Consider the following 26950-nt stretch of genomic DNA (forward strand, 5'->3'; position numbering starts at 1 on the left):
ATGTCTGCCACCGCCCCGTACCCCGGACCGTCCCCGATACGACGGCCTCTCGCCGCCGCCGCGTTCCTCGCCGCACTGGTCGGCATGGTCCTCGGGCTGCTGCTGGCCGGCGCGGGCCCGGCGTCCGCGCACGCCGCCCTCACCGGGAGCGATCCGCAGGACGGGGCGGTGGTCGACACCGCGCCCAAGGAGGTCACCCTCAGCTTCTCCGAGGCGATCGCCGTGGGCGACGACTCCATCCGGGTCCTCGACCCGAGCGGCAAACGCGCCGACACCGAGGCCGGGCCGAAGGACCTGACCGAGGGCTCCACGGTCCGCTACGGCGTCGCCCTGCACTCCGGGCTGCCCGACGGCACCTACACGGTGGCCTGGCAGGCGATCTCCGCCGACAGCCACCCGATCTCCGGCGCGTTCACGTTCTCCATCGGCGCCCCGTCCGACACCACCGTCGCCCTGCCCTCGCAGGAGGCGGGCGGCGGACCGGTCGGCGTCGCCTACGACATCGCGCGGTACGCGGCGTACGGCGGGTTCGTCCTGCTCGTCGGCGGCGGCGCGTTCGTCCTGGTCTGCTGGCGGGGCGGCGCGTCCGCCCTGCCGATGCAGCGGCTCGTCGTCCGCGGCTGGCTCGCGCTGACCGCCGCGACACTGGCCATGCTGCTGCTGCGCAACCCGTACACCGGCAGCGGGAAGTTCGCCGACGCCTTCGACCTCGCCGGGCTCCAGGCCGTACTGGAGACCAAGCCCGGCGCGGCCCTCGTCTCCCGGCTGCTGCTGCTCGGGGCCGCCGCGCTGTTCATCGCCGTCCTGTTCGGCACGTACGCCCGGCGCGAGGACGAGCTGGAGCGGAAGGACCTCACCTTCGGCCTCGCCGTCGGCGGCGGCGTGGTCGCGACGGGCATCGCCGCCACCTGGGCGATGTCCGAGCACGCCTCGACCGGTATCCAGGCGAACATCGCCGTGCCGGTCGACATCCTGCACCTGCTGGCCGTCGCCGCCTGGCTCGGCGGGCTCGTCTCGCTGCTGGTGGCGCTGTACCGCACCCCGGAGATCGGGAGCGGGGCGGTCCGGCGCTTCTCGGCGGTCGCGTTCGGCAGTGTCGTGGTGCTCGCGGCGACCGGGATCTACCAGTCCTGGCGACAGGTCGGCTCCTGGTCGGCGCTGACGGGGACGCGGTACGGGCAGCTGCTGATCGTCAAGGTTGCGCTGATCGGCGTGATGCTCGCGGTCGCGTGGTTCTCCCGGCGCTGGACGGGCCGGCTGACGGACCCGGCCGTGACCGCTTCCGCCTCCCGGGACGCCGAGGAGACCGGCGCCGAGGGCACCGGTACGGAGGAAGCCGCCGCCCCGGCGCAGGACCCGGAGGCCGACCCGGAGCGTGCCGCCCAACTGGCCCGCCAGCGGGCCGTCCTGACCGCGACGAAGAAGAAGCGGATACGGGACGCCGACCCGGAGCGCTCCGGGCTGCGCCGCTCGGTGCTGGCCGAGGCCGCCGTCGCCGTCGTCCTGCTGGCCGTCACCACGATGCTGACGTCCACCGAGCCGGGCCGTACGGAGGAGGAGGCCGCCGCCGGCTCCCCCGCGGCGGCCGCTCCGGCCGCCGACGGCGCGGTCAACCTGAGCATGCCGTTCGACACCGGCGGCCGGAACGGCAAGGGCACCGTCCGCATCGACATCGATCCCGGCCGCACCGGCTCCAACGGTCTGCACGTGTGGATCGACGGCAGCGACGGCAAGCCGATGGACGTCCCCGAGCTGAAGCTGGCGCTCACCCTGGAGGCGAAGGAGATCGGCCCGCTGCCGGTCGCCCCGGACCGGGTGGCCGAGGGGCACTGGTCGGCGAGCGGGGTCCTGATCCCGATGGCCGGGGACTGGAAGATCGACGTGACGGTACGGACCTCGGACATCGACCAGGTCACCATCGACGAGAACGTGAAGATCGGCTGAGCACGGTGAGCAAGACCGAGAAGCAGGCTCCCGACCGGACTGCCGCGACCGCCCGCCCGGACAACGGTGGCGGTACCACCGCCACGGGCGTCTCCCGGCGCCGTCTGCTGGGGACGGCGGGTGCGGCGGGAGCCACGGGGCTGGTCCTGGGGGCCGGAGGCGGGGCCGCCGGGTACGCCGCCACCCGCCCCGAGGAGCCGGCCGCCCTGACGACGATCGGGGCGACCGAGGCGATGTTTCACGGGAAACATCAGCCGGGGATCACCACTCCGCTTCAGGCCCGGGGCCATCTCGTCGCCTTCGACCTGGTGGCCGGCGCGGGACGCAAGGAGGCGGCGGCGCTGCTGCGGCGCTGGTCGGCGGTGGCGAAGGAGCTGATGGCGGGCCGCGCCGCGGCGGGCGGGGCGGACGGCCCCGGACACGACACCGGGATCGCGCTGGACGCGGGCCCGTCGTCCCTGACCGTCACCTTCGGCTTCGGCCGTACGTTCTTCGCGCGCACCGGGCTGGCCGACCGCCTGCCCGCCGCGCTCGACCCGCTGCCCGTGTTCTCCGCCGACGCCCTCGACGCCAGGCGTTCGGGGGGCGACCTGTGGGCGCAGATCGGCGCGGACGACGCGCTGGTCGCCTTCCACGCGCTGCGAGCGCTCCAGAAGGAGGCGGCGGGGACGGCCAGGGTGCGGTGGCAGATGAACGGCTTCAACCGTACCCCCGGCGCCACCGCGCGGCCGATGACCACCCGCAACCTGATGGGCCAGATCGACGGCACCGGCAACCCGAAGCCGACCGACGAGGACTTCGACCGGCGCGTCTTCGTCCCCGCCTCCCCCGGGAAGCCGCAGGAGTGGATGGAGGGCGGTTCGTACGCCGTCGTCCGCCGGATCCGGATGCTCCTGGACGACTGGGAGAAGCTGCCGGTGGAGCACCAGGAGCGGGTCATCGGACGGCGGAAGGCGGACGGGGCGCCCCTGAGCGGGGGGACTGAGACCACGGAGATGGACCTCGACAAGGCGGGCCCGGACGGCAGGCCGGTGATCCCCGGCAACGCGCACGCCCGGATCTCCTCACCCGAGAAGAACGGCGGGGCCGCCATGCTGCGCCGCCCGTTCTCGTACCACGACGGCATCGCGGAGGACGGCGCTCCGGACGCGGGGCTCCTCTTCATCTGCTGGCAGGCCGACCCGTTCCGCGGCTTCGTGCCGGTGCAGCGGAAGCTCGACCGGGGCGACGCGCTGTCGCCGTTCCTGCGTCACGAGGCGAGCGCCGTGTTCGCGGTGCCGGGCGGGGCGGCGGCGGGGGAGTACGTGGGGCAGCGGCTCCTGGAGTCGTAGGGGCCGGTGGCCCTGGAGACCGCGGAACCGAAGGCTCCGGCGTCGTGGCGGCTCTGACGCCGGAGGGCTCCGGCGTCGTAGCGGCTCTGGTGCCGGAGGTGCTCCGGTGCCGTAGCGGGCTCCGGTCTCGTAGGGGCGGGGCGTTCGGGGCGCTTCCACACGGTGGGGCCCGCGGGGCGCACTAGGCTGAACGCATGTCAGCCACGCGCTACGCCTACCTCGGCCCCGAAGGCACCTTCACCGAAGTCGCTCTCCGCACGCTCCCGGAGGCCGCCACCCGGGAACTCGTCCCGATGGTGTCCGTGCCGGCCGCGCTGGACGCCGTACGCAGCGGCGGGGCGGCGGCGGCGCTCGTGCCGATCGAGAACTCCGTCGAGGGCGGCATCACCGCGACCCTGGACGAGCTGGCCGGCGGGGAACCGCTGATGATCTACCGCGAAGTGCTACTCTCCATCACCTTCGCGCTGCTCGTGCGGCCCGGCACGAAACTGTCGGACATCAAGACGGTCACCGCCCACCCCGCCGCCCAGCCGCAGGTGCGCAACTGGCTGGCCGCGAACCTCCCGAGCGCCGCGTGGGAGTCGGCCGCGTCCAACGCGGACGGTGCGCGCCTGGTGCAGGAGGGACGGTACGACGCCGCGTTCGCCGGTGAGTTCGCCGCCGCCACCTACGGCCTGGAGCCGCTGGTCACGAACATCCACGACGCGGAGAACGCGCAGACCCGCTTCGTGCTGGTGGGCCGCCCCGCCCGGCCCTCCTCACCGACCGGCGCGGACAAGACCTCCGTGGTGATCTGCATGGAGAACGACCGCCCCGGCGCCCTGCTGGAGCTGCTGCAGGAGTTCTCGGTGCGCGGCGTCAACCTGATGCTGATCCAGTCGCGCCCGACCGGCGAGGGCATCGGCAACTACTGCTTCGCCGTGGACGCGGAGGGGCACATCGCGGACCGGAGGGTCGGGGAGGCCCTGATGGGGCTGAAGCGGATCAGCCCCAACGTACGGTTCCTCGGCTCGTACCCGCGGGCCGACGTCTCACCGGGCGAGGTGTCACCGCTCCGGGCGGGCACATCCGACGCGGCGTTCACCGAAGCCTCCGACTGGCTGGCGCGCTGCCAGGACGGCCGGATCTGACACGCGAGCGGGGAGCCCCGGGGCACAGCGATGTCTCCGGGGCGGCCTGCCTGCGCGCTCCGCAGCGGTGCGATCTACAGATAGTCACGCCCGCGAACAACTTATCCACAGGTGAGGCTCTCGACCTGGGGACAAGTCGACACCGCAACGCGACAACGTCGACAAATTGCCCCAGCGCCTCCGAAGGCGCCCACAGAGGCACGAGGCGAGCTAAGTCCGCGCGAGCCGCCCACACGGCCCACATCCGCCCGATCATCCCTTTCAGGCGACGAATTCCCACCCGAACGAGCGCGCAAAACAGGTTTGGCGGGGTTTCCGCACCCCTTCGACCAAGTTCCGGAACAAAGCCCTCCAGCATCCACAGAACTTCCACACAGCCTGTGGATAACTATTCCGACATCGACTCCTCTGTGGACAACGACTCCCGACGCACCCCGAACTTGCCTCCGCGCGCTGCCGGTACGTCAAGGCGGCCGTCACCCTCTGCCCGCTTCAGGGGAGTTGACGGCCGTTAATGACCCACCCCGTGACAGGACCCCACGCCGGGGCGATCGGCGGGATCCGGATTCCGAACCGACGGCATCCACAATTCCCTCATAGATATCAATTCAGGCAATTCGCCCATAGAGACACGCTCGGCCTTATCGGTTCGATCGCGAGAACCGCGCACCGGTAGCCTGGTGGGGTGATTGACCTTCGCCTGCTCCGTGAGGACCCCGACCGTGTTCGCGCCTCCCAGCGCGCCCGTGGAGAGGACGTCGACCTCGTCGACGCCCTGCTCTCCGCCGACGAGCTGCGCAGGTCGTCCGGCGTCCGCTTCGACGAACTCCGCAACGAACAGAAGTCGCTCGGCAAGCTGATCCCCAAGGCCACCCCCGAGGAGCGCACCGAACTCCTCAAGAAGGCCGAACAGCTCAAGGCCGACGTCAAGGCCGCCGACGCCGCCCAGGACGAGGCGGACGCGGAGGCCAAGCGGCTGCTGCTCCAGCTCGGCAACGTCGTCCACGAGGACGTGCCGGTCGGCGGCGAGGAGGACTTCGTCGTCCTGGAGACGCACGGCACCATCCGGGACTTCGGCGCCGAGGGCTTCGAGCCCAAGGACCACCTGGAGCTCGGCGAGGCGCTCGGCGCCATCGACATGGAGCGCGGCGCGAAGGTCTCCGGCTCGCGGTTCTACTACCTCACCGGCGTCGGAGCGCTCCTGGAGCTGGCCCTCGTCAACGCGGCGATCGCCCAGGCCACCGAGGCCGGCTTCATCCCGATGCTGACCCCGGCGCTGGTCCGCCCCCGCGCCATGGAGGGCACCGGCTTCCTCGGCCAGGCCGCGGAGAACGTGTACCACCTGGAGAAGGACGACTACTACCTGGTCGGCACCTCCGAGGTCCCGCTCGCCGCGTACCACATGGACGAGATCATCGAGGCCGACAAGCTGCCCCTGCGGTACGCCGGGTTCTCCCCCTGCTTCCGCCGCGAGGCCGGCACGTACGGCAAGGACACCCGCGGCATCTTCCGCGTCCACCAGTTCGACAAGGTCGAGATGTTCTCGTACGTCGACCCGGCGGACGCCGAGGCCGAGCACCGCAGGCTCCTGGAGTGGGAGAAGCAGTGGCTCACCGGCCTCGAACTGCCCTTCCAGGTCATCGACGTCGCCACCGGCGACCTCGGCGCCTCGGCGTCGCGGAAGTTCGACTGCGAGGCGTGGATCCCGACCCAGGGCAAGTACCGCGAGCTGACCTCCGCGTCGAACTGCGACGGCTTCCAGGCCCGCCGCCTCTCCGTCCGGATGCGCGAGGGCAAGAAGGTGCAGCCGCTGGCGACGCTGAACGGCACGCTCTGCGCCGTACCGCGCACGATCGTGGCGATCCTGGAGAACCACCAGCTCGCCGACGGTTCGGTCCGGGTGCCGGAGATGCTCCGCCCCTACCTGGGCGGGCGCGAGGTCCTGGAACCGGTCGCCAAGTGACCTTCCCCTACAAGCTCGTCGCCACCGACCTCGACGGCACGCTGCTGCGCGGGGACGACACGGTCTCCGAGCGCACCCGCGAGGCCCTGGCCGCCGCCACGGCGGCCGGCGCCGCGCACATCGTCGTCACCGGACGGGCGGTGCCCTGGACCCGGCACATCCTGGACGACCTCGGCTATGACGGCCTCGCCGTCTGCGGTCAGGGCGCGCAGGTCTACCACGCGGGCGAGCACAAGCTGCTGACCTCGCTGACGCTGGACCGCCAGCTCGCCGGCCTCGCGCTGGCCAAGATCGAGGCGGAGGTCGGCCCGGTGTACCTGGCGGCCGGCCGCGACGGCCTGGACGGCGAGGTCCTGGTGGGCCCCGGCTACCGGGTGCAGGAGGGGCCGCTGCCGTACGTCTTCGTGGAGGACTCCGCGGAGATGTGGACGGCCCCGCTCAACAAGGTCTACCTGCAGCACCCGGAGCTGGACGACGACGCGCTGGCCACCGCCGCGAGGGCGGCCGTGGGCAGCCTGGTCGACGTGGTGATGGCCGGGCCCGGCGTGGTCGAGATCCTCCCGCTGGGTCTCAGCAAGGCGACCGGCCTCTCGCTGGCCGCCCGCCGGCTCGGGGTGAAGGCGGCCGACACGATCGCCTTCGGCGACATGCCCAACGACATCCCGATGTTCGGCTGGGCCCACCACGGCGTGGCCATGGCCAACGCCCACGACGACCTGAAGGCCGTCGCCCACGAGATCACCGCGTCCAACGAGGACGACGGCATCGCGGTGGTGCTGGAGGAGCTGCTCCGCTCGGCGCCCGCGCAACCCGCGCGGTAGCCCTCCGTACAGCCCGGCATGCAGGGCGACGGCGGCCCGGCACCGTACCCACGGTGCCGGGCCGCCGTTGTTCTAACCCTGTCCGTTCCGGCCGTGCTGCCCCCGTGGACCGGTACGGCGGCGCAGGTCCCTCAGCTGCCGGGCGAAGCAGTCCAGCCGCCCGTCGAGCCGTACGACGTCCTGCTGCACGTCCGTCAGCCGCAGACTCATCGCCCCCACCACCTGGTGCGTCATCTCCACCTTCCGGTCGAGGCTGTCGAACCGCTCCGACATCCGCACCAGCACCGGCCCCAGCTCCTGCAGCGCACTGCCGACTCCGGAGAGGCAGCTCTCGATCCGCGTGACGCGCTGATCGAGGGAGGCGTACTGCTCACGCAGCGACTCCTCGGCGTCGAGGAGGTACGTCCGCACACAGCGGGCGATGTCGCTGTCGCGAAGAAGCATGGCGATGTTGAGGACGGTGCGACGGGTGTAGAGGCGCAGCTGCGTGGCGGCCTGTGGATAACTTTCCCGCCCGTCGCCGCTCCATAGCGACATCATGTCGCTATGGAAGGACCGCAGGTCAGAGCCGCGCAGCAGACGCATGCCGTTCTCCGCGAACTCCTGCTGATGCCGGTCTGCGAGCCTTCTGACCGCCCCTGTGGATACTTCGAAGTAGCGAGCCACGTCCTCTGTGCGAACGTGAATTCCGTCCGGGAGCATGACAAGGCTCTTCACCTTGTCGAGGACGTCGACGCGCCCCATCTGCTCCCCGCGCAGCGCGCGCGATTCGAGCAGGGCGACTTCCGTGGGCATGGGTGTGCCTTTCGTACGAGGGAATGACGAGGACGGCCCACACCCCGGGCTTCAGGGGTGGAGGACGCTCACGGTTGCCACTCACTCGATGACCGGTCCGGTGGGCTGATCCTCACCCGGTGCCGGCATTCCCCGATTTCACGATCGCTACGACGCCACGGATTCCAGTTGCCTCCACGCGACCTGCCCAACGACCCGATAAACACAACGTCACGCGGGGCGGCCTCGTCGGACGACTCCTCGTGCGAGGCGTCCCCGCCGTACGACGGACGGCTCCCGCCCTTCCGGGAAGGGCGGGAGCCGTCGTACGCGTGCCCCGAAGCGAGGTCTCAGTCAGCGCCGGGGAGGATCACTCCTCGCCCGCGAGCTTCAGCGTCCGCAGCTTCTGCCCCGCGTACCAGGTGGCGGCGGCCGTCACCGCGACCAGCAGAACCGTGGCGAGCGGCAGACCGACCTCCGAGGTCACCGCGTCGCCGCCCGCGACCTTCTGGGCGACGGCCAAGGCCCACTGCTGGACGCTGAGCGTGCGCGCGCCCTCCACCAGGCTGCCGAACAGGGCCTCCCAGACCAGCGCGTAGACCAGGCCGAGGACGACCGCGTGCCGGCTGACGGTGCCGAGCAGCAGGAACAGGGCGCTGTACGCGATCGAGGCGACCAGCGCCGCGATCGTGTAGGCGACGGCGATCTGCTGGCCGTTGCCGTTGAGGATCAGGCCCGCGAGGAGCGTCGGCAGCGCGGAGAACACCATGGTCACCGCGATGGCCACGATCAGCTTGGTGAAGATGATCGTGGGCCGCTTCACCGGCTTGGCGAGCAGGTAGACGATCGAGCCGTCGTCGATCTCGGGGCCGATCGCCCCGGTCCCCGCGATCACGCCGATCAGCGGCACCATCGTGGCGATGGCGAAACCGCCGAGAACGTTGGCGGCGATCTGGTCGTCGGCTCCGGCGAACATCCGCACGGCCGCGGCGATGACCAGCAGCAGCGCGGGCAGGACGAACAGGATGGCGGCCCGGCGCCGGCCGAGCAGGGCCCGGTAGGTGAGCCGGGCGACTGTGGGGTCGTACATGACGGTGCACAGCTCCTTTCAGGCCACTACTCAGGCCGCTACGAGGTAGGAAAAGACCGATTCGAGGGATTCGTCGGAGGGGGAGACGGTGAGCAGCCGGATGCCCTGCTCCCGGGCCACCTTCGGCAGCAGTTCGGTGAACCGTGCGAAGTCGACGGCCTGGACGCGCAGCGCCTTCTCGGTCACGTCGACCTCGATGCCCGCCGTGGACGGGTCGGCGATGAGCGCGGCCGCCAGGGCCCGGTCGTCGCTGGAGCGCACCAGGTAGCGGTGCGGCCGGTCCGTCATCAGGCGGCGGATCTTCCGGAAGTCGCCGGACGCGGCGTGCCGTCCCGCGACGATCACCTCGATGTGGGAGGCCAACTGCTCGACCTCTTCGAGGATGTGGGACGAGAACAGGACCGTCCGCCCCTCGTGCCCCATCCGCCGCAGCAGTTCCATGAGCTGCATCCGCTGGCGCGGGTCCATCCCGTTGAACGGCTCGTCCAGGAGCAGCACGGAGGGCTCGTGGACCAGGGCGGACGCCATCTTCACGCGCTGGCGCATGCCCTTGCTGTACGTGGAGATCTTGCGGTCCTGCGCGTACTCCATCTGCACCGTGGCGAGCGCCCGCTGCGCCTCCGCCCCGCCCAGACCCTGGAGTTCGGCGTTGGCGACGACGAACTCCTTGCCGGTGAGGAAGTCGTACATCGCCTCCCGCTCGGGGACGATGCCGATCTCCTTGTAGACGGCCTCGTTGCGCCAGATCTGCCGGCCGTCGAGCGTGACCTTCCCCGTCGAGGGTGCGAGGAATCCGCCCATCATGTTGATGAGGGTGGACTTCCCGGCTCCGTTCGGGCCGAGCAGCCCGGTGACTCCGGGCCCCACGGTCATGGAGACGTCGTTGACGGCGACCACATTGCCGAACCAGCGCGAGGTGTGGTCGATCTCGATGGTGGTCACAGCCCGGCCCTCCGGTAGCGGCGCATCAGGACGGCGTACGAGCCGGCGACGAGCGCGAGAACAACGATCAGGTAGACCACCCCGGCGCCCGCCCCCGGGCCTTCCCCTCCGGGGAAGGCGGAGGTGGCGCCCAGGAACGCGGTCTGGACGCCGTCGATCAGCGTGATCGGCGAGAAGAGGCCGAGCCACTGCACCGCCCCGGTCGACCCGGTCTCCCAGGCGATGGCCTGGACCGTGGAGACGGCGCCGTAGGTGATGGTGAGCAGGGCGATCACCGCGGCGACGCCGAAGCCGCGCCGCGGGGTGAGGGCGGCCATCACGAGGCCGAGCCCGGCGAACAGCACGGAGAGCAGCGCCACCGACACCAGTCCCTGGGCGAACCACTTGGTCTGGTCGGCGAAGTCGAACTTCGCGAGCAGAGAACCCACATAGAGGATGAGCAGCGGCGTGCCGGTGAGGATGAAGAGCGCGGCGGCGGTGGCGGCGAGCTTCGCCAGCACGTAGTCGGTGCGCTCGATCGGCCGCGAGAAGTACAGGGGGACGGTCTTGAAGCGGAGGTCCCTGGAGACCGCCTGGGGTGCCTGCGCGGCGATGAACAGGCCGATGACTGCCTGGAGGTAGATCGCGTACGAGGTGTACTTGACCACCAGCTTGCTGGCGTCCGGCGCGGCCATGGAGACCGCGACCAGGATCGCCGCGACCAGCGCCATCACGCCGAACAGCAGCATGGGCAGCACCTTGGACTTGGCGGAACGGCCCAGTCCGTAGGAGCCCCGCAGGGTCTGCGAGAACAGCGAGCGGCGGGCGTAGGCCCGGCCGAGCCGCGGCCCGTCGTAGGAGCGGTAGCCGATGTTGTGGATCCGGGAGGCGTCGCGCCCGGCCGCGGCCCTGGTCTCAGCGCTCATCGCGACCGCTTCCCTTCTGCTGGACGGCCTGCTGCGCGGCCGGGTGGACGGCTCCGGCGGCGGCCGGGGCCGCGGCGGTGTGCGCCGCGCCCTGTTCGGTACGGAAGACCTCGGCGATGTGGTGGCGGCGCTGTTCCATGCGGACCAGGCCGAGCCCGAGACCGGCGACGCTGTCGCGGACCACGTCGTAGGTGTCCTCGCCGTCCGCCTCGATCAGCAGGATGTGGCCCGCGCCCGGCAGCCCCTCCGTGTCGATCCCGTCGTGGCCGACGAGGGTGATCCCGGCGTCGATGAGCACCTTGCGCAGGGCGCCTGTGCCGTCGGGGTGGTTGTCGCTGTCGGTCACCTCGACCGCGAGGGTCGCCGTGGTCTGGGTGAAGTCGCTGGTGGAGCTGGAGCGCAGAAGGGTTCCGCCGTCGATGACGACGACGTGGTCGCAGGTGCGTTCCAGCTCGCCCAGGAGGTGCGAGGTCACCAGGACGGAGATGCCGAAGTCGGTGTGGATGCGGCGGATGAGGCCGAGCATCTCGTCCCGGCCGACCGGGTCCAGGCCGTTGGTCGGCTCGTCGAGCAGGACCAGCTGGGGGTCGTGGACGAGGGCCTGGGCCAGCTTCACCCGCTGCTTCATCCCGGTCGAGTAGCCGCCGATGGGGCGGTAGCGCTCCTCGTAGAGGCCGACGTGGCGCAGGGTGTCGGCCGTGCGTTCGCGGGCGGCCGTGGGCGGCAACCCCGACATGCGGGCCATGTGCACGACGAACTCGGTCGCCGAGACGTCCGGCGGCAGGCAGTCGTGCTCGGGCATGTACCCCACCCGTTCCCGGATGGCGGCGCCGCTGGTCGCGACGTCGAGCCCGAGCACCGCGGCCCGGCCTTCGGTGGCGGGGGAGAGACCCAGCAGGATCTTGATCAGCGTGGACTTGCCGGCTCCGTTGGACCCCACCAGACCGGTCACACCCGGTCCGATGTCCAACGTGAGCCGGTCAAGCGCGGTCACCCGGGGGAACCGCATGCTCAGGGCTTCGGTAGCGATTACGGCTGTCACGTCGACGACGTTAGTGGCGCGGGCCACACCGGTCGTCAGCCCTGACGGCTGGATCCGCGTCAGACTCCAGGCGTACGCGCCCGTAGGGGGACCTGTGGGAGACGGGCCGCGACCCCGGGGCCGGACGGCCGTGACCGGGGCGGCCGACCGGAGTTGTCCACAGGCCCTCGCTCGCTGCGGGCAGGGTTGTCCACAGCGGACGCAGACCTCTTGACGTAGCCGCTGGACATTGTCACATTCATCAGTGTCACGTTACGGACGCGTACCGCACACGGCAGGGAACGGACGGTGGCATGACCGGCACGACCTCGGCAGCGCAGCACGAAAACACCCCGGAGCTCCGGGGGTTCAGAGAAGTCCAGCAGTTGGCCTACGCCTGCGCGGAGGCGGTCGCTGGCCAACTCCGGTCGGGGGTGACCGAGCGCGAGGCGGCCCGGATGCAGCGCGTGTGGCTGCGCGAGCGCGGGGTGCGCGACTGGTTCCACCTCCCGTTCGCCTGGTTCGGGGACCGGACGGCGTTCTCCGGGTTCAAGGTGCCGCTCCAGTTCTTCCCGACCGACCGGAGGCTGGAGCCGGGCATGCCGTTCATCCTCGACATGGCCCCGGTCTACAAGGGGTTCACCGCCGATGTCGGCTATTCGGGATGTCTCGGCCTCAATCCGTTGCACGACAAGCTGCTGGCCGATCTGGAGGCCCACCGCGAGCTGATCCTGCGGGAGGTGCGCGAACGCCGGACGCTGCGCGAGATCTACGAGGACGTCGAGCGCCTCATGACCACCCAGGGCTACGCGAACAGACACCGGGCCTACCCCTTCGGCGTGATCGCCCACAAGGTCGACCGCGTCGCCGAACGGCGGTGGTCCCCCCGGCTGTTCGGCTTCGGCACACAGTCGCTCAAGGGGCTGATCAGCGACGCCCTGCACGGCCACCGGGACGGCTGGTCGCCGCTGTGGAGCCCCTACCGCTTCTCCGACCACCCGCCGCAGCCGGGGCTGTGGGCGGTCGAACCCCACCTCGGATTCCGGGGTACGGGCGCGAAGTTCGAGGAGATCCTGGTCGTCACCGACTCCAAGGACCCCGAACAGAGCGCCTTCTGGCTGGACGACGATCTGCCGCACGTGCGGCGCTGGGCCGAGGAGAAGGTGGCGGCGTGAATCTGTCTCAGGCGCGTGAACGGTATGTCCGCACGGGAGGCGTCGAGCTGTGCGTCGCGGAGCTGGGCGACGCGGACCGGCCGACCGTGGTGCTGGTCCACGGCTACCCGGACAGCAAGGAGGTCTGGTCGGAGGTGGCCGTCCGGCTGGCCGAGCAGTGGCACGTGGTGCTGTACGACGTACGGGGGCACGGCAGGTCCACCGCCCCGAAGCCGCTGCGCGGCGGCTTCACCCTGGAGAAGCTGACCGATGACTTCCTGGCCGTGATCGACACGGTCAGCCCGGACCGTCCGGTGCACGTGGTCGGCCACGACTGGGGCTCCGTCCAGTCCTGGGAGTTCGTCACGGTCGGCCGGACGGAGGGCAGGATCGCCTCCTTCACCTCGATGTCGGGGCCGTCCCTGGACCACTTCGGGCACTGGATCAAACAGCGGATGGCCCGCCCCACCCCGCGCCGGGTGGGCCAGCTGCTCGGGCAGGGCGCCAAGTCCTGGTACGTGTACATGCTCCACACGCCGGTCCTCCCGGAGCTCGCCTGGCGCGGTCCGCTCGGCAAGCGCTGGCCCCGGATCCTGGAGCGGCTGGAGAAGGTGCCCGCGGGCGACTACCCCACCGCCTCCCTGCCCGACGACGCGGCGCACGGGGCCTGGCTCTACCGCGACAACGTCCGCGCCCGGCTGAGCAAGCCCCGTCCGGACGCGTACGCCCACGCGCCGGTCCAGCTGATCACGCCGACCGGGGACTCCTTCCTCTCCGAGCGCCTCTACGACGGGCTGGAGAGCTGGGTTCCCACGCTGGTACGCCGATCGCTCCCGGCCAAGCACTGGGTGCCGCGCACCCGGCCGGACCAACTGTCCTCGTGGATCAGCGATTTCGTCGAAGCGAACGAGTCCGTCGGAGGTGACGGCGTCCCCCAGCAGCCGGTGCCGCAGGGCCCGTACGCGCAGCGCTTCGGCGGCCGGCTGGTCCTGGTGACGGGTGCGGCCTCCGGGATCGGGCGGGCCACGGCGTTCGCGTTCGCCGAGGCGGGGGCCCGGATCGTGGCCGTGGACCGCGATGCGGACGGGGCCGCCCGGACGGCGGAGATGGCGCGGCTGATCGGAGCGCCGGCCGCCTGGGGCGAAGCGGTCGACGTCAGCGACGAGGCCGCGATGGAGAAGCTCGCCGCCCGGGTCGCCGCCGAGTACGGCATCGTCGACGTGCTGGTCAACAACGCGGGCATCGGTCTCTCCGGCTCCTTCCTGGAGACCTCCGCCGAGGAGTGGAAGAAGGTCCTCGACGTCAATCTGTGGGGCGTCATCCACGGCTGCCGGTTCTTCGGCAAGCAGATGGCTGACCGCGGCCAGGGCGGCCACATCGTCAACACCGCCTCGGCCGCGGCCTTCCAGCCCTCGCGCGCGCTTCCGGCGTACAGCACGTCGAAGGCGGCCGTGCTGATGCTCAGCGAGTGCCTGCGAGCCGAGTTGGCGGAGAAGTCGATCGGGGTGAGCGCGATATGCCCCGGCATCGTGAACACCAACATCACCAGCACCACCCGCTTCACGGGGGTCGACGAGGCGGAGCAGGACCGGCTGCGCAAGCGGACGAGCAAGCTCTACGGACGGCGGAACTTCCCGCCGGAGAAGGTCGCCGACGCGATCCTGCGCGCGGTCGTGCGCAACCAGGCCGTGGTGCCGGTGACCCCGGAGGCGCGCGGTGCGCGGCTGCTCTCCCGGCTGAGCCCGGGGGCGCTGCGCTCCGTCGCCCGCCTGAAGCCGCCGCTGTGACCGGGGCGGGGGCCGACGGGCCGGAAGGCGGAGCGGCGGGGCCCGGTGCCTCGGCGGCCGGGAGCGGGGAGGCCGTCGAGTACCGCATCGAGGACCTGGCCCATGCCAGCGGGGCCACCGTCCGCACGATCCGCGCCTACCAGGACCGGGGGCTGCTGCCGACGCCCGAGCGGCGCGGCCGGGCCAACGTGTACCGGGAGACGCATCTGACCCGGCTGCGGCAGATCGCGGACCTGCTCGACCGGGGTTACACACTGGCCAGCATCAAGGAGTTGCTGGAGGCGTGGGACGCCGGGCGGGGGCTCGGCGGGGTGCTCGGTCTGGCCGCGGAGGTGCACGGCCCCTGGACGGACGAGGAGGCCGACCGGATCAGCCGCCGCGAGCTGGAAGCGAGGTTCGGGGGCCACCGGGACGACGAGGCCATCGCCGAGGCGGTGGAGCTCGGCGTGCTGGAGCGCGTCGCGGACAGCGACGACGAGTTCCTCGTACCGAGTCCGCAAGAGCTGGCGGTGGCCGTCGAGTTGCATGCGGCAGGGGTGCCCCTGCCCGCGATCTCCGGTCATCTCCGGGAACTTCGCGGACAGGTCGAGCACATCGCCGCCCGTTTCCTTGAGTTCACCACCGAGCACGTCTTCGCGCGTTATCTGGGCCATCGGCCGCCCACCGACTCCGACGCGGCCGAGGCGGCGTCCCTGGTCCGCCGGCTCCGCCCGCTCGCGCAGCAGACGGTCGAGGCCGAACTGGCCCGCGCTATGCGTACGTTCGCCACGCGGCATCTGCATCGCCACCTGGGCGCGGAGAGCGGCGCACTGAACGAGGAGTCGCCGCGTCCGGTGCTGCTGCCGGTGCGGACAACACAGGCCGTGGAGAGCCTGGTCGGCGCTGAGGCGGTGGCCGCGTTCGTCACGGCGGCCACCGAACGCGAGGTGCAGGCGAGGACCTTGGACGGGCTCACCGCAACTCACACCAAAACAGGCAAAGTTGACTAAATACCCTAAAACAAAGGTGCGTTGTCCACAGAACTGCCAAATAGCCTGTGGATAAGTCGAGTTGGCTGTGGATCAAACCTGCCAGCGAGAAATACCTGAGGAATCGCAGAAGAACGATGGGCTGACTGTACGAAGAAGCGACGAGACGACGAAACTGCGTGATCGAGCCGCTTCACGCGGTAGTCGGGGACTGCCGGTCGGACCATGCGACCGATGGCGGCGAGAGCCCGGGGCGACGAAGCCCGGGCCGAAATACGAGTGCACCGACCGGCTCGCTCCGGGCACGCTGGCGCGATGGACGAACGTCGCACGGTCAAGGTGTCCACATACCTGTCGAAGCATCTGCGGCACCGGCCCGAGCGCATCGGCCTCACTCCGGACCGGAACGGCTGGGTAGCTGTGGACGAGCTGCTCGCCGCCGCGGCCCGGCACGGCTTCGCGCTCTCCCGCGCCGAGCTCGACCACGCCGTCGCCGTCAACGACAAGCAGCGCTTCACCGTCGAGGGCGGCGTCGGCGGAGACCGCATCAGGGCCAACCAGGGCCACACCGTCCCCGTCGACCTGGACCTGCCTCCGGCCGAACCGCCCGCGTACCTCTACCACGGCACGGTCGCCCACGCCCTGGACGCGATCCGGACCGAGGGCCTTCGCCCCATGGCCCGTCACCACGTCCACCTCTCGCCCGACCGGGAGACGGCCACCCGGGTCGGCGCCCGCCGCGGCCGCCCCGTCGTCCTCGCGGTGGACGCCGGCGCGATGCACCGCGCCGGCCATGTCTTCCGGGTCAGTGCCAACGGGGTGTGGCTCACCGACGCCGTACCGCCCGAGTTCCTGCGCCTGCGCGCCTGAGCGAACGCGCCGCGGCCTCTCCAGGGGCCCGGGACCCCATCGGGCACACTCAAAGGCTCAGCTGTTCTGGTCCATCGGCCCGGCAACAGCGGGAGCGCGCGCGGAGCCCCTACGCCAGCTGCGCCGGCGCTTCGGTCGCGATGCGTTCGAAGACCTTCTCGTCCGCGTCGAAGACCGAGTCCGGGATCGGGGCGTGGATGACGATCTCGGTGAAGCCCAGCTCCGCGTGGCGGCCCGCGAAGTCGACGAACGCGTCGACCGACTCCAGCGGGGCCGTGCGGTCCGGGGTGAATCCGGTCAGCAGGATCCGGCCCGGATCGGCGGCGTCCCGGCCGATCTCCGCGCAGGCCGCCGTGAACCTCTCGTTCTGCGCCCGCAGCGCCGCCCGCGACTCCTCCGGGGTGCCGTTCTCGTACAGCTTCGGGTCGCCGGTGGTGACCCACGCCTGTCCGTGGCGGGCGGCGAGCTTCAGGCCGCGCGGCCCGGTCGCGGCGACCGCGAAGGGCAGCCGGGGCCGCTGGACGCACCCGGGGATGTTGCGGGCCTCCTCCGCCGCGTAGAAGTTCCCGCGCTCGGTGACCGCGTCCTCGGTGAGCAGCCGGTCCAGGAGCGGCACGAACTCGGCGAAACGGTCGGCACGCTCGCGCGGGGTCCACGCCTCCTGCCCCAGTGCGGTGGCGTCGAAGCCGCTGCCGCCCGCGCCGATGCCGAGGGTGATCCGGCCGCCCGAGATGTCGTCCAGGGAGATCAGCTCCTTGGCCAGCGTGACCGGGTGGCGGAAGTTGGGCGAGGTCACGAGCGTCCCCAGCCGCAGCCGATCGGTGGCCGCCGCCGCGGCGGTGAGGGTGGGAAGCGCCCCGAACCACGGGCCGTCCCGGAAGGTCCGCCAGGACAGGTGGTCGTAGGTGTAGGCGGTGTGGAAGCCCAGCTCCTCCGCCCGCTGCCAGCGGGCGCGGCCTCCCTCGTTCCAACGGTGGACGGGCAGGATCACGGTGCTCAGGCGGACGCTCATGCCCCTGAGCCTACGGGCGCGCGCGACCGCAGCAACCACCTCCATGGCCTTGACATATGCCAGAGGTATTTGCGCTGGTCAGCGGTTTATTCACTCAGATGTGCGCACCTCCGCACGCACGTGCACCTCTGTGGGCGAGAATGGCCCGGTGACCACAGCGACCGAGACGCCTCTTCCCGCCGTGACCCGGCTGATCGCCACCGATCTCGACGGCACCCTGCTGCGCGACGACAAGACGCTGTCCGCGCGTACCGTCGCCGCCCTCGCGGCGGCCGAGGAAGCCGGTATCGAGGTCTTCTTCGTGACCGGCAGGCCGGCCCGCTGGATGGATGTCGTACGGGCCCACGTCCAGAGCCACGGCACGGCGATCTGCGCCAACGGAGCCGTCGTCACCGATCTGCGTACGGAGGGCGAGCTGCTCTCCGTACGGCCGCTGGAGCGCGACGCCGCCCTGCACGTCGTACGGACCCTGCGCGAGGCGGCCCCCGGCACCTCCTTCGCCGTCGAACTGACCACCGGCATCAACTACGAACCCGCCTATCCGCCGTTCCACCTGGACCCGGGCGCCGCGGTCGCGATCGCCGAGAAGCTGCTGCACGAGGACGCCCCGGGCTCCGGAGCGCCGGTGCTCAAGCTGCTGGCCCACCACTCGGAGCTGGCGCCCGACGCCTTCCTCGCCCTGGCCCGTACGGCAGCCGGGGACCGGGCCGCCTTCACCCGCTCCAGCCCCTCCGCGCTCCTGGAGGTCAGCGGGCTCGGCGTCTCCAAGGCCACCACTCTCGAAGCCTGCTGCGCCGAGCGCGGTATCGCGGCCGCCGAGGTGGTCGCCTTCGGCGACATGCCCAACGACGTGGAGATGCTCAGCTGGGCCGGCGCCTCCTTCGCCATGGGCAACGCCCACCCGGCCGCGGTGGCCGCCGCCACGGGACGGACCACGACCAATGAGGAGGACGGCGTGGCAGTCGTCATCGAGCGGATCCTCGCCGCCCGCGCAGAGCAGCGCTGAAACCTTTCAGCACACCCCTCGCCTCGCCGCAGACCTGCCGCACCGAACACGCCCTGAGGCTGCCCGTGCCCTCTGACGCACAGCCCCATCGGGTGAGCTGAGGCCCGGCCACGCGCCGCCCGCTCCGTCACAGCGGCGCCTCCCACACCACCGTCGTCCCGCCGCCGCCCTCCCCGAGGCCCGGCTCGATCCGGCTGGAGCCGCCCAGGGACTCGGCTCGGCGGGCCAGGTTGCGCAGTCCGCTGCGGCGTCCGCCCTCCGGGATGCCCACCCCGTCGTCGGCCACCGAGAGCCGCACCGCCCCGCTCCCGTCCGGCAGGGTCACTGTCGCATCGACGACCACATCGATCAGCGACGCCCCCGCGTGCCGGAACGCGTTGGACAGGGCCTCGCGCAACGCGGCGACCAGGTTCTTCCCGGTCAGCTCACCGACGAGCGAGTCCACGGGGCCCAGGAAGCGGTGCGAGGGCTTGAAGCCGAGCGGGACGGCCGCCATGTTGATCTCCCGCAACACGCGGGTGCGCAACCGTGACGGCGCCTCGGCCGGTTCCTGCTGGAGCGCGAAGATGGCTGTCCGGATCTCCTGGATCGTCACGTCCAGCTCGTCCACCGCCCGGCCGACGCCCGTCCGCACCTCGGGCACGACAGCTCTGCGCTGGGCACTCTCCAGCATCATCCCGGTGGCGAACAGCCGTTGGATGACCAGGTCGTGCAGGTCGCGGGCGATCCGGTCGCGGTCCTCGTACACCGCCAGCCGCTCCCGGTCCCGTTGCGCTTCGGCCATCATCAGCGCGAGCGCCGCCTGGGAGGCGAACTGGGTGGCGAGCGTCCGCTCGGTCTCGGTGAACGGGCGCGCGCCCCGGGACCGGGGGGTGGCGAGCGCCCCGAGCACCCTCCCGCCACTGTGGAGCGGCAGCATCATGCTCGGGCCGAACCGGCCCGCCAGGCTGGTCACCATCCGGCTGTCGGTGGCCGAATCGTCGATGAAGACCGCCTCGCCCGCGAGCAGCTTCGCCGCCACCGCGCTGCGGGCGGGGACGGTCACCCCGAGCGAGGACGAGGGCTCGTCGGACGACACGGCGACGATCTCCAACCCGCCCTCCTCGGTTGGCAGGAGCACGATCCCGGCGGCGGAGCCGGCGAGCCGCCGAGCCTGCTCGGCGACCACGGAGAGCGCCTCGTCCGCGTCCCCGCCCGACAGCAGCGCCGTGGTGACCGCGACCGATCCGTCGATCCAGTGCTCCCGCTGCCGCGCCGCCTCGTACAGCCGGGCGTTGCCGATGGCGATCCCGGCCTCGGTGGCGAGCACCCGGACCATGTGGAGGTCGTAGTCGGTGAACTCCGCGCCGTTCCGCTTCTCGGTGAGATAGAGGTTGCCGAAGATCTCCCCCTGGACCTGGATGGGCACCCCCAGGAACGTGCGCATCCCGGGGTGGCCGGCGGGGAAGCCCGCGTACCGGGGGTCGGTGGTCAGGTCGGCCAGGCGCACCGGGACCGGGTCGTGGATCAGTGCGCCGAGGAGCCCCCGGTGGCCGTCGGGCCGCCGCCCGATCTCCTCGGCCACCTCCTGCGGGACGCCGTGGGTGACGAAGTCCGACAGCCCCTCGCCCGACTCGTCGACGACGCCGATCGCGGCGTACTCGGCGTGGGCGAGTTCGGCGGCCGTCTCGCAGATCCGGTCCAGCGTGGAGTGCAGTTCCAGCCCCGATCCCACCGACCGCATCGCCTCCAGCAGCTGCGGCACCCGCGCGGTCAGTTCCGTGGACAGCCCTTGGAGGCTGCGGGCCGCCCGGGTGGCGGCGTCGAGGGCGTCCTTCGGGTCGGGCTCTGCCATGGACCGAGCCTAGTTAGTGCCGTTAGGGGGCGAAAGTCGAGAATGCGCGTGATGCCCTGGACGGTCATCGACCATCGCTCCGGGGCGGTGGCGGTCGGCGACACGCACGCACGCCGGGACCTCCGGGGCCGCGGCGGCCGACGGCTCACACGCCCGAACGGACAGACCGCCCCGGTCGGCGGCCCAGACGCCGACCGTGCCCCGGGCCGCCTCGCGGGCCGACGGCTCACGCACCCGCCATGACCGTCTCCCTCTCGCGCTCCAGCATGCGCCGCAGCGGCCCCTCCTCGGCCGCGAGCGCGGCGTACGGACCACGCTGCACGACCCGTCCCCCGTCCAGGACGAGCACCTCGTCGACCGCCTCCAGGCCGGTCAGCCGGTGCGTGATGAGGACCGTCGCGCAGCCCCGGGTCGCGTCCAGCAGATCGGCGGTGAGCGCGTCGGCGGTCGGCAGGTCGAGGTGTTCGGCCGGCTCGTCCAGGACGAGTACGGGGAAGTCGGCGAGGAGCGCGCGGGCCAGGGCGAGGCGCTGGCGCTGGCCGCCGGAGAGCCGGGCGCCGTGCTCGCCCACCGGGGTGTCCAGCCCCTGCGGAAGGGTCAGCACCCAGTCGAGGAGACGGGCCCGGGAGAGTGCGTCGCGCAGTTCGGGATCGGTCGCCGCGGGGCGGGCCAGGCGCAGGTTCTCGCGGATCGTGCTGTCGAAGACGTGCGCGTCCTGGGCGCAGAGCCCGACCGAGCGCCGGACGGTGTCCGACTCCAGCGCGGACGCCGGGACATCGCCGAGCCGGTACGTCCCCGACGAGGCGTCCAGGAAGCGCAGGAGGACCTGGGCGAGCGTCGTCTTGCCCGAGCCGGAGGGCCCGACGACCGCGATGCGCCGTCCGGGCGTCAGCGTCAGGTCGAGCGCGGTCAGCGCGTCCCGTCCGGCCCCCGGGTAGCGGGCGCTCAGCCCCCGCACCTCCAGCGGGAACGGCGCGGCGGGCTCCTCGGCGGGGTGCTCCGGCTCGCGTACGGGGACGGGGGCGTCCAGCACCTCGTACACCCGCTCCGCGCTCCGGGCGACACGTCGGCGGTACTGCAGGGCGAGCGGCAGCCCGGCGACGGCCTCGAAGGCGGCGAGCGGGGTCAGCACCACCACGGCGAGCGCGACCCCGGACAGCCGTCCGTCGTTCACGGCGGGCACGGCGACGAGCCCGGCGGCCACCACGGTGAGGCCGCAGACCAGGGCGGAGAGGCCCCCGCCCAGCGCGGTCGCGGCGGCGGTGCGCGAGGCAATCCGGGTGAGCAGCGCGTCGGCCGCGCCCAGCCGCCTCCGCCGCTCGGGCAGCGCCCCGGCGACGCCCAGTTCCGCGGTGCCGCCGAGCAGGTCGGCGACGCGGGTGGCGAGGTCGGCGCGGGCCGGCGCGAGCTGACGCTCCGTACGGCGGGCGCAGGCGCCGCCGACGAGCGGGACGCCCACCCCGGCCAGCAGCAGGCCGACCGCGAGGATGACGCCCGCTTCCGGAAGCAGCCAGCCGGTGAATCCGGCGGCCGCGGTCCCCACCACGACGGCGGTCCCGGCGGGCAGCAGCCAGCGCAGCCAGTAGTCCTGGAGCGCGTCCACGTCGGCGACGAGCCGGGTCAGCAGATCGCCGCGGCGGGTGGTGCGCAGCCCGGCGGGCGCGATGCGTTCGAGACCCCGGTAGACGGAGACGCGCAGATCGGCGAGGAGCTTGAGGACTGCGTCGTGCGAGACGAGCCGCTCGGCGTAGCGGAAGACCGCCCGTCCGATGCCGAAGGCGCGGGTCGCGGTGACCGCCATCATCAAGTACATGACCGGGGGCTCCTCGGAGGCGCGGGAGATCAGCCAGCCGGAGACCGCCATGAGCCCCACGGCCGATCCGACCGCCAGGCTGCCCAGCAGCAGGGCCAGCGTCAGCTGTCCGCGCTGCGCCCCGGCCGACGCCCGGACGCGGGCGAGCGCCCGCCCGGGGCTGGCCTCCGGCTCCCCCGGGCCGCTGTCGGCCGCCCGTAGTTCCTCGGCCCGCCGGGCGTCGAGGAGTTCGCCCCCGGCGAGCGGCTGCGGGACGGCCGGCCCGGTGGTCTGGACCGTAGCCCCGGCCCCGGCAGCGGTGGTGCCGCCCGCCTCCAGGGTCACCACGCGATCGGCGACCGCCAGCAGCGCCGGGCGGTGGACGACCAGCAGGACGGTCCGGCCGGCGGACAGCCTCCGTGCCGCGTCGACGATGCCCGCCTCGCTCTCGCCGTCCAGGCTCGCGGTCGGCTCGTCGAGCAGCAGGACCGGCCGGTCGGCGAGGAACGCGCGGGCCAGGGCGAGGCGCTGCCGCTGGCCGGCGGAGAGCCCGGCGCCGTCCTCGCCGAGCACCGTGAGCATCCCGTCGGGCAGCGCGGCGACGAAGTCGTGGGCGCCGGCGTCCCGCAGCGCGGCGAGCACCGCTTCGTCGTCGGCGTCGGGGCGGGCGAGCCGGACGTTCTCGGCGATGGTGCCCGCGAAGAGGTGGGGGCGCTGCGGGACCCAGGCGATACGGCTCCGCCAGCGTTCGGTGTCCAGCTCCGCGAGGTCCCGGCCGCCCACCCGGACACGGCCCTCGTCGGGTACGGCGAATCCGAGGACCACGTTGAGCAGGGTGGACTTGCCGACGCCGCTCGGGCCGACCAGCGCGACGGTCTCCCCCGGCTCCACGGTGAGCGAGGCGGCGTTCAGCGACGGTTCGGCGCGGCCCGCGTAGCGTACGGTCACATCCGCCAGCTCCAGCCGGAGCGATTCCGGGACGTCCTCACCGCCCGGGGCCCGGGGTTCGGTCTCCAGGACCGTGAAGATCTCCTCGGCCGCCGAGAGGCCCTCGGCCGCCGCGTGGTACTGCGCCCCGACCTGGCGGATCGGCAGATACGCCTCCGGGGCCAGGATCAGGACGACCAGGCCGGTGTACAGGTCGAGTTCGCCGTGGACCAGCCGCATGCCGATCGTCACGGCGACCAGGGCCACCGACAGGGTGGCCAGCAGCTCCAGGGCGAACGAGGAGAGGAAGGCGATCCGCAGGGTACGCAGGGTGGCCCGGCGGTAGTCGGAGGTGATCGCACGGATCGAGGCGGCCTGCGCCTTGGCCCGCCCGAAGACCTTGAGGGTCGGCAGCCCGGCGACGACGTCCAGGAAGTGCCCGGAGAGCCGGGACAGCAGCTGCCACTGGCGGTCCATCCGGGACTGGGTGGCCCAGCCGATCAGGATCATGAAGAGCGGGATGAGCGGCAGGGTGACCACGATGATCGCCGCCGAGACCCAGTCCTCGGTGACGATCCGCGCGAGCACCGCGACGGGTACGACGACCGCGAGACCGAGCTGCGGGAGATAGCGCGCGAAGTAGTCGTCGAGCGCGTCGATCCCCCGCGTCGCCAGGGCGACCAGCGAACCGGTGCGCAGTCCGCTCAGCCATTCGGGACCCAGCCGCGTGGCCCGCTCCAGGAGCCGGCCGCGCAGTTCGGACTTGACCGCGGCGCTCGCGCGATGGGCCGCCAGCTCGGTGAGCCAGGCGACCAGCGCCCGGCCGACCGCGACCGCGGCGAGCAGCAGCAAGGGGGTGCGCAGCTCGGTGACCGTGAGCCCGTCCTCGAATCCGCCCACCACGATCTCGGCGATGAGCATCGCCTGGGCGATCACCAGGAGGGCGCCGACCAGGCCGAGGGCGACCACGGCCGCCAGGAAGAGACGGGTGGCCCGTGCGTGGTGGAGGAGGCGCGGATCGATCGGTTTCACGTGAAACATCCCCCCGGCGGGGTCGGTGGGCTCTGCGGGATCGAGAGCTGCCGCGGTCCTCGCGAGGACTGCGGCAGCTCACCGGAATCAGTGCGCGTCGGCGATGTGCTGGGTGCCGATGCGCTTGCGGAAAACCCAGTAGGTCCAGCTCTGGTAGAGCAGCACGACGGGCGTGGCGATGCCCGCGCACCAGGTCATGATCTTGAGCGTGTACGGGCTGGACGAGGCGTTCGTGACGGTGAGGTTCCAGGCGTCGTTCAACGAGGACGGCATGACGTTCGGGAACAGCGTCAGGAAGAGCATCGCGACCGCCGCCGCGATCGTCACGCCCGAGAAGGCGAACGACCAGCCCTCGCGCCCCTTGGCGATGGCGGCGATCGCGGCCAGCAGCGCCACCACCGCCACGATCAGGGCCCCCAGGCTCCAGCCGTCACCGTTGTCGGCCTGGGTCCAGAGCAGGAAGCCCAGAGCGAGCACGGCGGTGACCGGCCCCAGCTTGAGCGCCAGGGAACGGGCCCGGGCCCGGATGTCGCCCGCCGTCTTGAGACCGGCGAACACCGCCCCGTGGAAGGTGAAGAGGGTGAGCGTGACGAGGCCGCCGAGGATGGCGTACGGGTTGAGGAGGTCCCAGAAGTTTCCGACGTACTCCATGTCGGCGTCGATCTTGACGCCCCGCACGATGTTCCCGAAGGCCACGCCCCACAGCACCGCGGGGATCAGGGAGGTCCAGAAGATCGCGGTCTCCCAGTTCGTCTGCCACCGCTCCTCGGGCCGCTTGGCCCGGTACTCGAAGGCGACGCCGCGCACGATCAGGCAGAACAGGATGATCAGCAGCGGCAGGTAGAAGCCGGAGAAGAGGGTGGCGTACCACTCGGGGAAGGCGGCGAAGGTCGCGCCGCCCGCGCTGAGCAGCCAGACCTCGTTGCCGTCCCAGACGGGCCCGATCGTGTTGATCAGGACCCGCTTCTCCTTGCGGTCGCGGGCCAGCAGCTTGGTGAGGACCCCGATGCCGAAGTCGAATCCCTCCAGGAAGAAGTAGCCGGTCCAGAGGACGGCGATGAGCACGAACCAGACGTCGTGGAGTTCCATCTCTCAGCTCCTGTGCTCAGTACGAGAAGGCCATCGGCCGGTCGGCGTCTTCTTCGTCGTGCCCGCCGATCTTCTTGGGCGGGTTGAGGTCGTCCTCGGTGAGTTCCGGGGGCCCGGCCTTGATGTACTTCACGAGCAGCTTCACCTCGATCACGGCGAGCACCGCGTAGAGCAGGGTGAAGAGGATCATCGAGGTCAGGACCTCGCCCTGGGAGACCCCGGGGGAGACCCCGGACCTCGTCTCCAGCACCCCATAGACCACCCACGGCTGCCGGCCCATCTCGGTGAAGATCCAGCCCCAGGAGTTGGCGATCAGCGGGAAGAGCAGGGTCCAGAGCGCGACGACCCAGTAGAGCTTGGTGAGTCGCGGGCTCAGCGCCTTGTTCCGGAACAGGACCAGGTTCGGCACCTCGTCCTCGCCGGTGCGCATCGCGGGTGGCAGCAGGAACTTCTTCCTCGTCAGCCAGAGCCCCAGCAGGCCGAGTCCGAAGGAGGCCATCCCGAAGCCGATCATCCACCGGAAGCTCCAGAACGCGACCGGGATGTTGGGGCGGTAGTCGCCGGGCCCGTACTTCTCCTGCGACTCCTTGTTGATGTCGTTGATGCCGGGGACATAGGAGTTCGGGTCGTTGTTGGCGAGGAAGGACAGTATCCCGGGGAGCGAGATCTCCACGGAGTTGTGGCCCTTGCTGACGTCCCCGTACGCGAAGATCGAGAACGGCGCCCGCTCCTGGCCGTCCCACAGGGCCTCGGCGGCGGCCATCTTCATCGGCTGCTGCCGGAACATGACCTTGGCGAGGCTGTCGCCGCTGACGGCGGTGAGCAGTCCGGCGATCACGACGGTGACCAGGCCCAGCCGCAGCGAGGTCCGCATCACCGGGATGTGCTTCTTGCGGGCCAGGTGGAACGCGGCGATGCCGACCATGAAGGCGCCGCCGACCAGGAACGCCGCCGTGATGGTGTGGAAGAACTGGGTGACCGCGGTGTCCTGGGTGAGGACCCGCCAGAAGTCGGTCAGCTCGGCGCGGCCGCGCTCCTCGTTGATCCGGTAGCCCACCGGGTGCTGCATCCAGGAGTTGGCCGCCAGGATGAAGTAGGCGGAGAGGATCGTGCCGATGGAGACCATCCACATGCAGGCGAGGTGGATCTTCTTCGGCAGCTTGTCCCAGCCGAAGATCCACAGCCCGATGAAGGTGGACTCGAAGAAGAAGGCGATCAGCGCCTCGAAGGCGAGCGGAGCGCCGAAGATGTCGCCGACGAAGCGCGAGTAGTCGGACCAGTTCATGCCGAACTGGAACTCCTGGACGATGCCCGTGACGACGCCCATGGCGATGTTGATCAGGAACAGCTTGCCCCAGAACTTGGTGGCCCTGAGGTACTTCTCCTTCTCGGTCCGCACCCAGGCGGTCTGCAGGCCGGCGGTGAGGGCGGCGAGCGAGATCGTCAGTGGGACGAAGAGGAAGTGGTAGACGGTGGTGATGCCGAACTGCCATCGCGCCAGGGTCTCCGGCGCCAGAGCGAGGTCCACGTCGTCATTCTCCTTACATCGCCGTGGTCA

At 71.5% G+C, this 26950-nt stretch carries 20 protein-coding genes; 10 read left to right on the forward strand and 10 right to left on the reverse strand.

From position 1 onward, the window contains the following. The 5 genes from IF19_RS0119190 to IF19_RS0119210 all read left to right on the forward strand — a co-directional run bounded on the left by IF19_RS0119190 (position 1) and on the right by IF19_RS0119210 (position 7189). Complete coding sequence (locus IF19_RS0119190) at positions 1 to 1944, forward strand: copper resistance CopC/CopD family protein (RefSeq protein ID WP_030276506.1); 1944 nt, start codon at positions 1 to 3, stop codon at positions 1942 to 1944. Between the two features lie 5 nt (positions 1945 to 1949). Next, positions 1950 to 3275 (forward strand): iron uptake transporter deferrochelatase/peroxidase subunit, encoded by a 1326-nt coding sequence (gene efeB / locus IF19_RS0119195; protein WP_030115054.1) that lies wholly within the window; start codon positions 1950 to 1952, stop codon positions 3273 to 3275. Between the two features lie 194 nt (positions 3276 to 3469). Next, positions 3470 to 4405 carry a prephenate dehydratase gene (pheA, locus tag IF19_RS0119200; RefSeq protein WP_030115055.1) on the forward strand — a complete coding sequence of 312 codons (936 nt, stop codon included), beginning with the start codon at positions 3470 to 3472 and terminating at the stop codon, positions 4403 to 4405. A gap of 685 nt (positions 4406 to 5090) precedes the next feature. Then, positions 5091 to 6368, forward strand: coding sequence for a serine--tRNA ligase (gene serS, locus IF19_RS0119205; protein WP_030115056.1), 1278 nt, complete (start codon positions 5091 to 5093; stop codon positions 6366 to 6368). Then, a complete protein-coding gene (locus IF19_RS0119210; RefSeq protein WP_030120449.1) occupies positions 6365 to 7189 on the forward strand; it encodes an HAD family hydrolase in 825 nt (274 codons plus the stop codon). Before serS ends, IF19_RS0119210 begins: the two co-directional genes overlap by 4 nt. 72 nt (positions 7190 to 7261) lie before the next feature. Here IF19_RS0119210 and IF19_RS0119215 read toward each other — a convergent pair whose 3' ends face one another. The 5 genes from IF19_RS0119215 to IF19_RS0119235 form a co-directional block, all read right to left on the reverse strand. Then, positions 7262 to 7984 (reverse strand): hypothetical protein, encoded by a 723-nt coding sequence (locus IF19_RS0119215; protein ID WP_030115058.1) that lies wholly within the window; start codon positions 7982 to 7984, stop codon positions 7262 to 7264. 349 nt (positions 7985 to 8333) lie between these two features. Further along, positions 8334 to 9053: an ABC transporter permease gene (locus tag IF19_RS0119220; RefSeq protein ID WP_030115059.1), complete on the reverse strand. Its 720-nt coding sequence runs from the start codon at positions 9051 to 9053 to the stop codon at positions 8334 to 8336. Positions 9054 to 9083: 30 nt separating this feature from the next. After that, positions 9084 to 9995, reverse strand: coding sequence for an ABC transporter ATP-binding protein (locus tag IF19_RS0119225; RefSeq protein WP_030115060.1), 912 nt, complete (start codon positions 9993 to 9995; stop codon positions 9084 to 9086). Then, positions 9992 to 10900: an ABC transporter permease subunit gene (locus IF19_RS0119230; RefSeq protein ID WP_030115061.1), complete on the reverse strand. Its 909-nt coding sequence runs from the start codon at positions 10898 to 10900 to the stop codon at positions 9992 to 9994. The genes IF19_RS0119225 and IF19_RS0119230 overlap by 4 nt, the downstream gene beginning before the upstream one ends. Further along, positions 10890 to 11909 (reverse strand): ABC transporter ATP-binding protein, encoded by a 1020-nt coding sequence (locus IF19_RS0119235; RefSeq protein WP_030115062.1) that lies wholly within the window; start codon positions 11907 to 11909, stop codon positions 10890 to 10892. Before IF19_RS0119235 ends, IF19_RS0119230 begins: the two co-directional genes overlap by 11 nt. 326 nt (positions 11910 to 12235) lie before the next feature. Here IF19_RS0119235 and IF19_RS0119240 point away from each other — a divergent pair, with 326 nt between their 5' ends. From IF19_RS0119240 to IF19_RS0119255, 4 genes are all read left to right on the forward strand, one after another. After that, positions 12236 to 13096 carry a M24 family metallopeptidase gene (locus tag IF19_RS0119240; RefSeq protein ID WP_030115063.1) on the forward strand — a complete coding sequence of 287 codons (861 nt, stop codon included), beginning with the start codon at positions 12236 to 12238 and terminating at the stop codon, positions 13094 to 13096. Continuing rightward, positions 13093 to 14862: an SDR family oxidoreductase gene (locus tag IF19_RS0119245; RefSeq protein ID WP_030115064.1), complete on the forward strand. Its 1770-nt coding sequence runs from the start codon at positions 13093 to 13095 to the stop codon at positions 14860 to 14862. Before IF19_RS0119240 ends, IF19_RS0119245 begins: the two co-directional genes overlap by 4 nt. 86 nt (positions 14863 to 14948) lie before the next feature. Continuing rightward, complete coding sequence (locus tag IF19_RS0119250; protein WP_030115065.1) at positions 14949 to 15851, forward strand: MerR family transcriptional regulator; 903 nt, start codon at positions 14949 to 14951, stop codon at positions 15849 to 15851. 294 nt (positions 15852 to 16145) lie between these two features. After that, positions 16146 to 16700 (forward strand): RNA 2'-phosphotransferase, encoded by a 555-nt coding sequence (locus IF19_RS0119255; protein ID WP_030115066.1) that lies wholly within the window; start codon positions 16146 to 16148, stop codon positions 16698 to 16700. Positions 16701 to 16809: 109 nt separating this feature from the next. Here IF19_RS0119255 and IF19_RS0119260 read toward each other — a convergent pair whose 3' ends face one another. Next, entirely contained in the window at positions 16810 to 17712 is a 903-nt protein-coding gene (locus tag IF19_RS0119260; protein WP_030115067.1) for an LLM class flavin-dependent oxidoreductase, read from the reverse strand. Positions 17713 to 17860: 148 nt separating this feature from the next. On the opposite strand from IF19_RS0119260, the gene IF19_RS0119265 reads away from it, so the two are divergent. After that, complete coding sequence (locus IF19_RS0119265) at positions 17861 to 18718, forward strand: Cof-type HAD-IIB family hydrolase (protein WP_030115068.1); 858 nt, start codon at positions 17861 to 17863, stop codon at positions 18716 to 18718. 127 nt (positions 18719 to 18845) lie between these two features. Here the strand turns inward: IF19_RS0119265 and IF19_RS0119270 are convergent, their stop codons facing one another. From IF19_RS0119270 to IF19_RS0119285, 4 genes are all read right to left on the reverse strand, one after another. After that, entirely contained in the window at positions 18846 to 20552 is a 1707-nt protein-coding gene (locus IF19_RS0119270) for a sensor histidine kinase (RefSeq protein WP_030115069.1), read from the reverse strand. A 226-nt stretch (positions 20553 to 20778) separates the two neighbouring features. After that, positions 20779 to 24303 (reverse strand): thiol reductant ABC exporter subunit CydD, encoded by a 3525-nt coding sequence (gene cydD / locus IF19_RS0119275; RefSeq protein ID WP_030276508.1) that lies wholly within the window; start codon positions 24301 to 24303, stop codon positions 20779 to 20781. An 87-nt stretch (positions 24304 to 24390) separates the two neighbouring features. After that, the gene (cydB, locus tag IF19_RS0119280) at positions 24391 to 25392 is read right to left on the reverse strand and encodes a cytochrome d ubiquinol oxidase subunit II (protein ID WP_030115071.1); all 1002 of its coding nucleotides are present in this window, start codon (positions 25390 to 25392) and stop codon (positions 24391 to 24393) included. A gap of 16 nt (positions 25393 to 25408) precedes the next feature. Then, complete coding sequence (locus IF19_RS0119285) at positions 25409 to 26920, reverse strand: cytochrome ubiquinol oxidase subunit I (RefSeq protein ID WP_030115072.1); 1512 nt, start codon at positions 26918 to 26920, stop codon at positions 25409 to 25411. Between the last annotated feature and the right edge of the window lie 30 nt (positions 26921 to 26950).

Source organism: Streptomyces californicus, from assembly GCF_000717645.1.
GTDB classification, from domain to species: Bacteria; Actinomycetota; Actinomycetes; order Streptomycetales; family Streptomycetaceae; genus Streptomyces; species Streptomyces californicus.